Origin of the sequence: Microbacterium sp. MMO-56, from assembly GCF_037146215.1 — a bacterium.
Taxonomy (GTDB): Bacteria; Actinomycetota; Actinomycetes; order Actinomycetales; family Microbacteriaceae; genus Microbacterium.
Genome location: NZ_JBBCVW010000033.1, coordinates 1 through 11,820, shown reverse-complemented (window position 1 = coordinate 11,820; position 11,820 = coordinate 1). Strand labels below are relative to the sequence as shown.

Genomic DNA, 11,820 nt, shown 5'->3' with positions numbered 1-11,820 from the left:
CGCGGGGGGGGTTTTTTTTTTTTTTTTGTGGGGGCGTGTGTGGGGGGGGCCCCCCCCGCGCGCCCGCCGCCCCCCGCGCGGGGGGGGGGGGGGGGGCCCCCCCCCGCGCCACGAACCGACTCAGCCGTTGGCGAGCTTGTACTCCGACGCCCAGCCATCGACGAACGCCGTCTCGACGCCGTCCCAGTCACCGGTCTCCTGCGCGTACTGCAGCAGGGCCTGTCCGACGCCGTTCTTCCACTCTTCCGAGGGCATGACGGTGAAGTTCCAGGTGACGGCCGTCTTGCCGGCGGCCGTGTACGCGGCATCCGCGAGGATGAACGGGTTGGAGGGCAGGTAGTCCGCGAAGGTGTCGAAGGGCGTGACGAAGCCCATCGTGTTCGCCAGCGAGTCCCGGCCCTCGTCAGAGGTGATGACCCACTCGAGGAAGTCGAGGGTTGCCTTCTGGTCGGCCTCGGAGGCCTCGTTGTTGACGACCCAGTAGTTCTCCGAACCCGTCGTCAGACCCTGGTTCTCCTCGCCGTCGGCGCCGATGTAGATCGGCAGCATGCCGAGGTCTTCGTCTGCGACGGCCTGTCCCTTGATGTCGTTGTAGGCCCACGTGCCGTTCTGGTAGAAGGCGGCCTTGCCCAGCGCGAACTCGGCGTTCGCGTCCTCACCCGTCTTGCTCGACAGGAGCGTGCGCTCGGTCGTCGAATTGTCGATGTACAGGTCGAAGATCCGCTGGTAGCCGTCGAGGTACTCGTCGGTGATGGTCTCGGGCTGGCCCGTGACCCCGTCGGCCTTGAACTGGTAGTAGAGCGGGATGTTCGCGAGGTGGGTCTTGAAGCGCCAGTCGGACGACGGGTCGAACCCGGCCGAGGTGAACGCGCCGTCGATTCCGAGCGCGTCCTTATTCTCCTGGATGCCTTCGACGACGGCCTTGAGTGAGTCGAAGTCGACGATCTCGTCGATCGAGGAGATCGCCGCGCCGGGCAGCGCGATGTAGTCGTTGACGAGCTTCTTGTTGTAGATGATCCCGTAGGTCTCCTGGACGTACGGAATCGCCAGAACGGCGTCGTCGTCGCCGGTCAGGGCGACGGACTGGTCGTTGAGGTGCTCGTAGATCGCGGAATCGCTGAGGTCGGCCGCGTAGTCGGACCACGTCGCGAGGCCCACGGGGCCGTTCACCTGGAACAGCGTCGGGGGGTTGCTCTTGGCCATCTCGGACTTCAGCGTGGTCTCGTAGGTGCCCGACGCCGCCGTCTGGACGTCGACCTGGACACCCGTCTCCGCGGTGTACTCGGCGGCCAGTGCGACCCAGTCTTCAGCCTGCTCCGGCTTGAAGTTGAGGTAGTACACCTTGCCTTCTGCCGAGCTGTCGCCGTCGCTTCCGGCGCTGCAGCCGGCCAGCGTGCCCGTCACTGCGGTGACCGCGATTGCGGCGGTCACCAGAGTCACCATCCTGCGCTTCATCATCGTCATGGCCTTCCTTCGTTGGATCGATGCCGTGGACGTGGCGACGCATCCGTGCTCCGCCACGTGAGGGGAAAGTTTCGGAAACGGTTCCGCCTGCCGTTCCGACATTACGCCCGCTGCGATGGAGGTGCAAGCGCACGCTGCCGGGCCGCTGATCACGATCAGGTCACGAATCGCCCTGCGATTCAGATGGGTGCAGGATCCTCTGCCGTCGGCAGCAGCACCGCGAGTGCACGCTCCATGAGGGGCATCGACGCCCACACGGCGAACGGATAGCCGAGCAGCAACAGCAGTACGAGCGCCTGCGGAAGCATCAGCCATGTGGCGATCGTGATCGCAGCCACCGCGCCCTGGACGAGCAGCACACCGACGGCCAGCGGCAGCCGCCCGATCGCGACGAGGACGGCATTGCGAAGGGTGCGCACGACGGTGCTCTCGAAGCGGGCCTGCATCGACCAGACGAAGGGGAATATCAAGAGATACACGACCGTTGCCAGCGTCTTCATCACGTTGAGCTCGGCGATCGGCAGCATCAGCCAGCTCGCGAGTATGCCGCCGCCGATGATGCCGAGCACAAGCCAGAGCAACGTGGCCTGTCGGAAGTTGGCGCGGAACGAGCGCCAGAACGTCCGTGCCGCGCCGTCGTCGATCCCCGCCTGCACACGACGCGCCGTGTCGTATGTCGCAACGAGTCCCGCCCCGGCCGTGACGATCGGCAACGCCGTCAGCACCAGCAAGGCGTTCACGACGATGATGTCGCCGAGTGTCGATGCCGCACGCCACAGCGGCGCCGCGGAGTCGAAGAGGCGACGGAACACGGGTCCTCCTGAATCGGGATCGCCTTCGAGCCTAGCGTCGGGATGTACACCGGTGCGGAGAGGGGGTAGCCTCACTTTTCGGATACGTTTCCGGCGCATGGTCGCGCGGCCTGCCTCGGCGCGCGACTCCCGGACGAGGAAGGTGGGGCCATGAGCGAGCGGATTTTCGATGTCGAACCGTACGCCATCGCGACGACGCGCATCGACGATGAGTCGATGCGTCTGATCGAATCGATGACGTCGATCGGCAACGGGCACATGGGCATGCGCGGAATGTTCGAGGAGGGCTACGGCGGCGACACGCACGCCGGCACCTACATCGCGGGAGTCTGGTTCCCGGACAAAACTCGGGTGGGCTGGTGGAAGAACGGCTACCCGGAGTACTTCGGCAAGGTGATCAACGCTGTCGACATCATCGCCGTGGACATCGACATCGACGGTGAGCGCGTCGACCTGTTCACCGGCGACTACAGCGATGCCGGCATTCGCCTCGATCTGCGCACGGGAATGCTCACCCGCTCGTACGTGTACCGTGTCGCCGCTTCCGCTGTACGCTTCGAGTTCGAGCGGTTCCTCTCTCTTGTCACGCCCGAACTGTGCCTGCAGCGGATCCGGGTCACGGTGCTCGAGGGCACTCCGCAGGTGAGACTGACGCCGCGGCTGGACGGCGACGTCCACAACCTCGACGCCAACTACGGCGAGCGGTTCTGGGATGTCGTCGACCGGCAGACGAGCGCCGACCCCCTGCTGTCGATGCGTACGATCCCCAATCCGTTCGGTACGGATCGGTACACCGTGACGGCGGCGATGCGCGCCGAGGTATCCGGCCTCGACCGTCTCGACGCACTCGAGAGCCCGCTGCAGGTCGGCGAGGTGTTCGGCGCGACGCTCGCTGCCGGCGCCCATGTGGAGCTGACCAAGACGACGGCGGTCGTGACGACGCGCGACATCCCCGAGTCCGAGCATCGCGCCGCCGTCGCGCGTCTTCTCGACGAGGCGGCGGTGACGACGTTCGACGAGCACCTGGCGGCGCACTCGGAGCGCTGGGAGGAGCGCTGGGCACGCGCCGAGGTGCGGATCGAAGGCGATGACGAGGCACAGCAGGGCATCCAGTTCAACCTGTTCCAGCTGTTCTCGACGTACTACGGCGAGGACACGCGCCTGAACATCGGCCCCAAGGGCTTCACCGGCGAGAAGTACGGCGGGGCCACCTACTGGGACACCGAGGCGTACCTGGTGCCGCTGTACCTGGCGGTCGCCGAACCCGATGTGACCCGCGCGCTGCTGACGTATCGCCACGACCAGTTGCCGCAGGCTCAGCACAACGCCCGTCAGCAGGGCCTGGCCGGAGCGCTCTTCCCGATGGTGACCTTCACGGGCGTCGAGTGCCACAACGAGTGGGAGATCACGTTCGAGGAGATCCACCGCAACGGCGCGATCGCGTTCGCGATCCACTCCTACACGCAGTACACCGGCGACCGGTCGTACTTGGAGGGGCCGGGCATCGAGGTCCTCGTCGAGATCAGCAGGTTCTGGGCGGATCGGGTGCATTACTCGGCCTCCCGCGGGCAGTACATGCTGCACGGCGTGACCGGACCGAACGAGTACGAGAACAACGTCAACAACAACTGGTACACGAACTACCTCGCGGCGTGGGTGCTGCGCTACACGGGGGAGACCCTGGACGCTCTGGCTCCCGACCGTGCCGCCGCGCTGGGTGTGAGCTCGGCAGAACGCGAGCAATGGCGCGCGATCGCGACCGGAATGTACCTGCCCACCGATGACGTGCTCGGCATCAATGTGCAACACGACACCTTCCTCGACAAGGAGCTGCGCGCTGCCGACACGTTGTCACCGACCGAGCGCCCACTCAACCAGAACTGGTCCTGGGATCGGATCCTGAGATCGTGCTTCATCAAGCAGGCTGACGTGCTGCAGGGGATGTACATGTTCGAGGACGACTTCACGATCGACGACCGGCGCCGCAACTTCGACTTCTACGAGCCGATGACCGTGCACGAGTCATCGCTGTCGGCGTCGATCCACTCGATCGTGGCCTCGTCGATCGGCCGACGCGACAAGGCGATCGAGCTGTACCGCCGCACCGCGCGTCTCGACCTGGACAACTACAACAACGATACCGAGGACGGTCTCCACATCACCTCGATGAGCGGAGCGTGGCTCGCGATCGTGCAAGGCTTCGCCGGCATGCGGGTGAGCAACGGCGTCCTGTCCTTCCACCCGTTCAGCCCGGAAGGCTGGGACGGGTTCTCGTTCACGATCGGGTTCCGCCGTCGGCTGATCGGCGTACGCGTCACCCCCACCGAGCTCGTGCTCACGATTCGCGACGGTGAACCTCTGGAGGTCGACGTCCACGGCACCCGCCACCGCGTCGAGCGCACGCTGGTCGTCGCCCTCCGGGAGAGCGAGGCTGCCGCGACCTTGCAGCGGTGAGAAGCGAGCCTCACGGCATGGCGTCGCCGATGTAGCTGTATTTGAGGAAGACCTCAGATGCCCAGCCGGCCTCTTCGAGGACGCCCTGCACGGCGGCGAGCATGTATTTCGAGTCCCAGCCGAGGTAGAGATACCGGCCGGGCGCGATCTGGTCCCACTGACCATTCCACGCCATCGCGGGATCCGACCTCATCTTCCCCATCCCCGACCTCGTGGCGCGACTCTCGGCGGTGGCAACGCTCATGCCCGGAGATCTGATATTCACCGGTACGCCTCCAGGCGTCGGTTTCGGGCGTTCACCGCGCCGATACCTCCGGCCGGGTGAAGTGGTGCATACCTCGATCTCAGGAATCGGCGCGATGGCTCAGGTCTGCGTCTAGCGACCCTCCGCTTGCTGATCCCAATACGGACAGTGCACGATCGTGGGGCGTCACCGGACGTCGGATCCGATTGCGTCCTGTCGCCCTCCACGGCAAGTGAGTTGGGAGGCGCGGGTGGGCATGACGCCGCGGACGTGTGGGACGAGTCGTCCCCGTTGCGTGCACGGCGGCCGGCGGGCCGCAGGGAGGCATGGAGGAATGCGTCGATCGGTCGGTAGTGTTCCCCCATGACCGTCGCCTACGACCCCGACAACTACATCTTCTCCGCCAGTCGCAAGCTCCCAGACGACCTTGCCGTGGTTGAGTACACGGCGATCGTCACTGCACTTAACGACATCGCACGGGTGGCGTGCTGGTCCCAGAAGGTCCCGCAGTCCACACCGACACTGATCCGGTCCCAGTACGGCAGTGACCTCGGCGTCCTCATCGCAGTCCCGCCCATCATCGCCGGGGTGATTTACACGATCAGTCAGGCCGTGAAGAACCTCTCCGAAGCAGCGAAAAACAGCGCCGCTGCGGAACGGGAACAGGCCGCGATCGACCTCGACGCGGCTCAGGCGGAGAAGACCCGAGCCGAAGGCCGGAAGATCGACGCGGAGACCGCGCTCCTCGAGCTCGCCAAGCGGGAGCGCGTGCGCGAGCTCTACCACCTCACGAACAGTGAGAGCGAAAGGCTGAGGGCTCTAGCCGCTATCGTCGACGTCGGCGAACGCGAGGGACGCGACGGACTCGGCGGTCGACTTGACGCCGCACTGAACGGGATGGACGCACCCGCTGGTGATGCGGACGCAGCGCTCGCCGACCTCGCGCGAGGAGTGACCGTCCTCTCCTCCTACGACATCGACCTCCTCATCCAACCGGGCGGCTAACTGCGTTCCTCGGGAGGTTGTGGACGCTTGAAATGGGAGAAGGTGTGGGACGACGCCCTTGGTCTCTGTCGGTTCGGGCGATGCGGACTCCACGCGCGTCAGGCCATCGCCGACGGTTTTGTCGACGCACGTACCACGCGCGATGGGGACACTACTTTGTGCCCAACCCGCGTTCCAACGCCCTGACCAAGTCATGCTTAACGACGAAGTCGTGCCGGGTACTACAAATGCCGCCGGGGACCGGGTGCCTCGTCACGAAAATCGGTTTGACCGTGTCGTGATCCCTTTCCGGGCGATGCGCGCAAACGGAACCCTTGTGGGCCGTCGTCCGCCTATTGCCGCCCAGCGATGCGTGAGGTCACGAGTGCCGCGACGGACTCGACGGGTACTCGCGCCTTGCGGTAGAGAATGTCGTCGAGGGTAAACCCGTCGATACGGTCGTAGATGGAGACGCGAGCAAGTCGAACATCTCCGCTTGCGGCCGACATGTCCTTCATCGCGTCGTAGAGCGCGCGTTGCTTCCACCGAGGAGCGCCGAACTCTCCGAATATGCCGTCAGGGTCCGCGCCGCCGAACATGCGCTTCGCGGAGTCGTTGGACGACCGCTTGCCGCCGGTGCCGGCGTAGCGCTCCCACTGCTGGCTGTAGTCGCGGTATGCGTCTCGCCACGGCAGCGCGTCAGCCCACTCGCTCTGGAGCGTGAGGTCGCGGTACCGATTGAAGTGGAATGACTCGTCTAGCTCGACCAGAAGGTCGTCCGAGAACGACAAGTCCCAGCTGCCCGGGGCTAATGGAGGCTCGAGCGCACGCCCACCGAGAAGGCGGTAGAGCATCATGGTGTTTGCTACCGCTTCAGGTCGCATCGTCGAGAGCCGTGGAGCGGCCGGTCGGTCAGCAGGAGCAAAGCCTGCGCTGGTGAGGATCGAGAGCAGCTCTCTTGCTCTCGCGCCAGTTGCGACCATTCATGCATCCTGACACTGATCGGCACACCAGTCGATCTGGATCCCTACTCGTGCATCGCGCGGTGAGGACTCCCGTGCGGTCAGGTAGGCCGTCGAGCGTGTCGACGCAGGATTTTGGGCGCAAATGTCTGCAGTTGTCGCCACAATCAGTCCATGAGCGGAATCCGCATACAGCTGGCCCCCTGGCCGACCATCCGATCGGGATTGATCATCACCGCCCTCGTCGGAGCTGTCGGCGGCGTGATCTGGATGATCGGCCTGCAAGGACTGGGCACCTTGCTGATGCTGGTATCCGTCGCCATTGTGGTGCTGGGGCTCGCGTTGCTGGGATCGGTCATCGCCGCCGGCCTCCCACGTCCTACTCCCTTTGCTGACCGCAGCCTTCTCACCGCCCGGCTTGCGTGGATGGGCAGGACGGTGTGGGCGGCGGCACTCATCTCGGTGGGGGCTACTTCGGGGCGATCATCGCAACTGACCTGTCGAGCCCAGGGCTGAACTCCTCAGGGCGGGTCGGAGGCTATCTCGTCACCGCCGTTGTACTTGTCGTGATCCTCGCGGCGTACGGAGTCGTTCTCCCCATCGCGATCGTGATGGGTGTGGAGCTGGTTCGTGCTGGTACCGTCACGCGGTCCGCTGCTCTCGGCACCGTTGCTAGCGACCGCACGCTTAGCGACTCATGGCGAGACCACCTCTCGCGTCCGCAGTACGCGTGGGCATCGCTCGTTGCGCTGACCATGGCAGTACCGCTGTTGGTGGCCGCGCTGTTCTGGACGATCGTGGCACTAGGTCTCTGGACTTGGCCGATGTAGATCGATCCATAAACGAACAGACGATCGACTGACGTGCTGAGCGGCATCAGTGCCATACCTTCACCACATTCGCTCGAATCGCTTCGGGTTGTCCCTCTTCGTAGAACCACACTTTCCAGAGCGGATCGCCATCGATGACGATGATGCTGTTTAGAGCTGTCGCTTCGCCGGAGCCGTCCGAGCGTTTACATCCCCATGTGGCCCGCATACCCGAGATCTCGTAGCCAGCCCCGCTCAATGCGCGACATTGCCAATATTGGCCGGACTCGCGAGGGTCGACTACCTCAAGCGCCCATGGGTAGAGGTTGTCGCCAGCGACGACGGACGGGTCTACGAATGTCGGGTCGAACGAGACCGGCTCCTCAAGAAAGATCTGGACTCCGGATAAAGCCCATGGGCTTCTCACGCAAAAGACCGACTCTCCGTCTGCGAGGGCGAGGCACGGGTCTGCAAGGGAGCTATCCCCGAAGGAGCAGCGGTACGCATTCGGATTGTCGTACAGAACCTGACTTCCGTCGGAGCAAGCACCCGACGCGGTCGCCTCCACGTTGTAGTCGTCGCCGAGCTGGCCGCTGTCGCCGACGACGTTCAACTGCCGAACATCTGTCGCAACGATTGGGGGCGGCATGGAAGGCGGTGTCGATGGTGGCCGTGCCGACGGGGACGTTGCGGAGCCTGTTGGCTCGGTCGAGCGGGAAAGCGACGAGCCGACCCCCACGGCAAGCGCGGCCACTGTGAACACCAGGGACAACACAATCAGGCCTATCCGCAACTTCTTCTGTTCCCGCCGAAAGAGTGCTGCCAGACCACACATGACCGCCGCGGTCCCCAGGAGCAGGGCCACCCACCCGTTGACATCCAATGAGTACCTCCTTTCATTTTTTCACTGGTCGCAATGCCCAGTTCAGATCACGGATATCCCACCATGGCAGCGATACCCGCTTAAGCTCCAGATTCCCTGCCCCCCCCCGCTCGTATTGGCCACCGCCGCCACGGTCAGTGGTGCTGTTTTCGCGACGATCTTGTATCTGATTCAGTACCGGTCATTCGATCCGCGTGCCGCCGTGGATCCATGTCTCGACACTGGTGGTCGAGGGCTCCGACACTGGCACCACTGACTCGTCCCCAATACGACCACAGGATGGACCGGCGCACTCGTAGTCCAGGGAGGCTCGGGTCGGAGCCAACGCGCGGGACTCTCGACATCGGGGCCGAAACGATCCTCGGATGGTAGACCTCTAGACATGAGTACTGACCGCAATCAAGTGCTGTCACTGCACAAGTACTTTCTGAACGCGTCGCAGATGAAGCGCCATTATGAGGATCGCGGCAGAGCGCATGGCTTAGCGTCCTCGCCGGCTGACGACGACTGGACGTTTCAGTGGATCTACCTGTCGCTCTGGTACGCCAGCCTGTTCGTCGTCGCCGAGGGTTGGCAAGAAGCCCGGATGAGGAATGAGCGGGTTAGCGAGTTGCTCGCTGACTCGGAGAAGCTCGGTGCCTTGCGCCGTTTCCGGAATGGAATCTTCCATTTTCAGGCTGATTACTTCGACGCACGCATCGTCGACTTCCTCGCGCTCGGTGCTGAGTCTGCGCTCTGGGCGCATGAACTTCACGCGGCGCTCGGAAGCGATCTTCTGAGCCGACTGCGATCCGCCCACTGACGGTCCATCAACGACGCTTCGCTGCGGCTCGGGGCTAGTCGATTACCTCCGCAGCCCACGTAGTCGAAGGGTCAAGCTCGTCTGTGCCGACGATGCGATCGGCATACACTCGCGTAATGCATTTCGACCCGTCGCTGCTGCCGCTGCTTGAGGACGATTTGGCCGAACCCGGGCTAATCACCCCTCGTGGGTTCACCGCGGACGCGAACATGCCCACTGCGGTGGTGATCTGCTTCTTCGCTGAAGTGATCGAGGAACTCGCCCGGCGCCGTGACACCGAGCTCGTAGGCGTACTCAGTGCTGCGCACGGCCAGCACCCGGTCTACTCGATCGCGCACGGGTCCAGCCGCGTTGCGGTGTTCCACCCCGGCGTCGGCGCGCCGATCGCTGCCGGGTTCCTGGAAGAGGTCATCGCCGCAGGTGGGCGATCCTTCATCGCCGTCGGCGGAGCGGGAGCTCTGCTTCCAGACCTCGTGCTCGGCCACCCGGTGGTGGTGCAGAGCGCCGTCCGTGACGAAGGCACTTCGTACCATTACGCCCCGCCGGGTCGGATCATCGACGCCGACCCCATCGCTGTCGTGGCGATTCAGAAGACGCTGGACGCGGTGGGTGCCGACTATCTGACCGGCCGTACCTGGACCACCGACGCGTTTTACCGCGAGCCACGCACTCGGATTTCCCGCCGCGTCGATGAAGGTTGTCTGGCGGTGGAGATGGAAGCAGCCGCGTTCATCGCCGTGGCGCGCTTCCGGGGGGTTCGGCTGGGGCAGCTTCTGTATGCCGGGGACAGCGTGGCCGGAGCCGAGTGGGACGAGCGGGACTGGTCCAAAGCCAGCGACATCCGGTCCACTCTTTTCGATGTCGCCGCGGCAGCCGCATTGCGCCTCGACTTCCGTGACCATCGCCATGCAGAGCCTGAGGTGTGAGAGCCACCGAGGGTGAGCCGCGACCCTTTCGCGGCCAATGATCGCGGTGGTAGGAACGCTGCCCGGTGACGGTCCATGCGCGTGCGATCGAAGGCCAGGTGTTCAGTCGAATTTAACGCTGCCGCGGCAATGAACTGCGACTCTGGAACCGTGCACCTCCTCTACCGATTCCTGACTGTCGCGGCGGCAACCGTAGTCGTGGGCAGCTTGTCGGGCTGCGCTCTAGCTTGCAACGAGGCGGGCTACACGAACGTGCTCGAGGTCATCGTTATGGGCGAGGACCGGTTCGACGTCGCCTCGATGCAACTTTGCACAGAAGCGGGGTGCATCGATGGAGCACAGTCGAACTCGCAAAACAGATGGGTCTTCGAACTCTTCGCCGACGCTCCTCAGACGCCGCAAGTGACGGCATCGGACGCCATAGGTGCCACGCTCGCTTCAATGCGGCTGGCTGTGGATTGGGAAGTGACGACGGAACCGAACGGGGCGGGCTGCGATAACCGGTCGACCGCATCACCGGTCACCCTCGAGGTCCCCTAACGGCGCTCCAAAGACTGTGCGGCCACGGGCGGCGGAAAGGGCGTCCGCGGACGGCGTCGGTAGGGTGGCCGCATGATGGACGATCGACAGAATCTGCTTGCGCGGCGCGAGATCATTGCGGCCTATGTCAAGGCACTCGATCGGCTGAGCGAGCTCATCGAGCTCTGCTCCGTCGACCGCGAAACAGCGGAACTGCGCCGAGCGCTACAGGACAGGTTCGCAATCACTGCGGTCGCAGCAGACGCGATTCTCACCCTGCAGGTCCGCCGCTTTACGCCGAGCGAAAAGCAGAAGATCCGAGACGAGCTGGCTGGCGTTGACGCGCAGCTCGAGCTCCTAGATGGCTCTTAGCCCGGTCCTCGAGCGCGTCAGCTGCGGCTGACGATCAGGTATCTCTCGTCAGAGGTGGGGCCGCCCCAGTAGGACGGGTCGTCCAGCACGTGGAGATCCACATCGTTTCGAAGGTCGCTGACGATCCGGACGCATTCGTCGGCGGTCAGCCCGACTCCGGTGTTCCATCGGCCCTCGATGAGGATCAGCATGCCGGTTGGTGTTAGCAGCTCGATCCAGTTCCGCAGAGCCACGGCCGGGTCGGGCATCGCCCAGAGGACATGGCGGGAGAGGACTACGTCAAAAGATCCTGCGGTGAACGGAGGGTCGGCGGCATCAGCGACGGTGAATTCCGGCTTCGGTAAGATCCGGTCACCCTTTTCGCGAGCTCGGCGAATCATCTCGGCCGAGAAGTCGACACCGCTGACAAAGTGCCCGCCCTCGCTGGCGAGCAGGATAGACAGCGTGCCCGTCCCGCACCCGAGGTCAGCGACCTGAACCCTGATCCACCGTCGCGATTCGGTTGAGCCGCGTTTCGCTTTTCGTTGAGTTGTTTCGGCGGGCGGGCGTGCGTGTTCTGCCAGCCGGGGCTCTGGCTTATCCACGTCGA

General features: G+C 64.4%; 14 protein-coding genes. 8 read left to right on the top strand and 6 right to left on the bottom strand.

Translation table 11 applies throughout. The features are described from left to right. Positions 1–120 precede the first annotated feature (120 nt). Both WFI00_RS17500 and WFI00_RS17495 read right to left on the bottom strand, forming a co-directional pair. On the bottom strand, positions 121–1,464 hold the full coding sequence (locus WFI00_RS17500) for an ABC transporter substrate-binding protein (protein WP_336633600.1): 1,344 nt from the start codon (positions 1,462–1,464) through the stop codon (positions 121–123). Between the two features lie 179 nt (positions 1,465–1,643). Beyond that, on the bottom strand, positions 1,644–2,276 hold the full coding sequence (locus WFI00_RS17495; protein ID WP_336633599.1) for a YesL family protein: 633 nt from the start codon (positions 2,274–2,276) through the stop codon (positions 1,644–1,646). 150 nt (positions 2,277–2,426) lie between these two features. Here WFI00_RS17495 and WFI00_RS17490 point away from each other — a divergent pair, with 150 nt between their 5' ends. Then, on the top strand, positions 2,427–4,730 hold the full coding sequence (locus WFI00_RS17490; RefSeq protein WP_336633598.1) for a family 65 glycosyl hydrolase domain-containing protein: 2,304 nt from the start codon (positions 2,427–2,429) through the stop codon (positions 4,728–4,730). Between the two features lie 10 nt (positions 4,731–4,740). Here the strand turns inward: WFI00_RS17490 and WFI00_RS17485 are convergent, their stop codons facing one another. Continuing rightward, positions 4,741–4,923, bottom strand: a complete 183-nt coding sequence (locus WFI00_RS17485) for a hypothetical protein (RefSeq protein WP_336633597.1) — start codon at positions 4,921–4,923, stop codon at positions 4,741–4,743. A 19-nt stretch (positions 4,924–4,942) separates the two neighbouring features. Between WFI00_RS17485 and WFI00_RS17480 the strand changes: the two genes are divergently transcribed. Together WFI00_RS17480 and WFI00_RS17475 are read left to right on the top strand one after the other, a co-directional pair. Further along, on the top strand, positions 4,943–5,110 hold the full coding sequence (locus WFI00_RS17480; RefSeq protein WP_336633596.1) for a fumarylacetoacetate hydrolase family protein: 168 nt from the start codon (positions 4,943–4,945) through the stop codon (positions 5,108–5,110). A 227-nt stretch (positions 5,111–5,337) separates the two neighbouring features. Continuing rightward, positions 5,338–5,979, top strand: coding sequence for a hypothetical protein (locus WFI00_RS17475; protein ID WP_336633595.1), 642 nt, complete (start codon positions 5,338–5,340; stop codon positions 5,977–5,979). 332 nt (positions 5,980–6,311) lie between these two features. Here WFI00_RS17475 and WFI00_RS17470 read toward each other — a convergent pair whose 3' ends face one another. Next, entirely contained in the window at positions 6,312–6,815 is a 504-nt protein-coding gene (locus tag WFI00_RS17470) for a DUF7255 family protein (RefSeq protein WP_336633594.1), read from the bottom strand. Between the two features lie 279 nt (positions 6,816–7,094). Between WFI00_RS17470 and WFI00_RS17465 the strand changes: the two genes are divergently transcribed. Next, positions 7,095–7,436 (top strand): hypothetical protein, encoded by a 342-nt coding sequence (locus WFI00_RS17465; RefSeq protein ID WP_336633593.1) that lies wholly within the window; start codon positions 7,095–7,097, stop codon positions 7,434–7,436. A gap of 360 nt (positions 7,437–7,796) precedes the next feature. On the opposite strand, the gene WFI00_RS17460 is transcribed toward WFI00_RS17465, so the two are convergent. Continuing rightward, the gene (locus WFI00_RS17460; protein WP_336633592.1) at positions 7,797–8,594 is read right to left on the bottom strand and encodes a hypothetical protein; all 798 of its coding nucleotides are present in this window, start codon (positions 8,592–8,594) and stop codon (positions 7,797–7,799) included. Positions 8,595–8,994: 400 nt separating this feature from the next. Between WFI00_RS17460 and WFI00_RS17455 the strand changes: the two genes are divergently transcribed. The 4 genes from WFI00_RS17455 (at position 8,995) to WFI00_RS17440 (ending at position 11,231) form a co-directional block, all read left to right on the top strand. Then, positions 8,995–9,414, top strand: coding sequence for a hypothetical protein (locus WFI00_RS17455; protein WP_336633647.1), 420 nt, complete (start codon positions 8,995–8,997; stop codon positions 9,412–9,414). Between the two features lie 116 nt (positions 9,415–9,530). After that, positions 9,531–10,340, top strand: coding sequence for a nucleoside phosphorylase (locus tag WFI00_RS17450; protein WP_336633648.1), 810 nt, complete (start codon positions 9,531–9,533; stop codon positions 10,338–10,340). A gap of 150 nt (positions 10,341–10,490) precedes the next feature. Next, positions 10,491–10,880, top strand: coding sequence for a hypothetical protein (locus WFI00_RS17445; protein ID WP_336633649.1), 390 nt, complete (start codon positions 10,491–10,493; stop codon positions 10,878–10,880). Positions 10,881–10,952: 72 nt separating this feature from the next. After that, positions 10,953–11,231, top strand: coding sequence for a hypothetical protein (locus WFI00_RS17440; protein ID WP_336633650.1), 279 nt, complete (start codon positions 10,953–10,955; stop codon positions 11,229–11,231). 17 nt (positions 11,232–11,248) lie between these two features. Here the strand turns inward: WFI00_RS17440 and WFI00_RS17435 are convergent. After that, positions 11,249–11,820, bottom strand: a 572-nt coding sequence (locus tag WFI00_RS17435) for a class I SAM-dependent methyltransferase (RefSeq protein ID WP_336633651.1), incomplete at its 5' end; no start/stop codon positions are given.

Excerpts from the sequence above, each read along its gene's own strand:
- WFI00_RS17465 (WP_336633593.1), top strand. The coding sequence starts at position 7,095 with ATGAGCGGAATCCGCATACAGCTGGCCCCCTGGCCGACCATCCGATCG.
- WFI00_RS17490 (WP_336633598.1), top strand. The coding sequence starts at position 2,427 with ATGAGCGAGCGGATTTTCGATGTCGAACCGTACGCCATCGCGACGACG.
- WFI00_RS17450 (WP_336633648.1), top strand. The coding sequence starts at position 9,531 with ATGCATTTCGACCCGTCGCTGCTGCCGCTGCTTGAGGACGATTTGGCC.
- WFI00_RS17475 (WP_336633595.1), top strand. The coding sequence starts at position 5,338 with ATGACCGTCGCCTACGACCCCGACAACTACATCTTCTCCGCCAGTCGC.
- WFI00_RS17485 (WP_336633597.1), bottom strand. The coding sequence starts at position 4,923 with ATGAGGTCGGATCCCGCGATGGCGTGGAATGGTCAGTGGGACCAGATC.
- WFI00_RS17455 (WP_336633647.1), top strand. The coding sequence starts at position 8,995 with ATGAGTACTGACCGCAATCAAGTGCTGTCACTGCACAAGTACTTTCTG.
- WFI00_RS17500 (WP_336633600.1), bottom strand. The coding sequence starts at position 1,464 with ATGACGATGATGAAGCGCAGGATGGTGACTCTGGTGACCGCCGCAATC.
- WFI00_RS17440 (WP_336633650.1), top strand. The coding sequence starts at position 10,953 with ATGATGGACGATCGACAGAATCTGCTTGCGCGGCGCGAGATCATTGCG.
- WFI00_RS17470 (WP_336633594.1), bottom strand. The coding sequence starts at position 6,815 with ATGATGCTCTACCGCCTTCTCGGTGGGCGTGCGCTCGAGCCTCCATTA.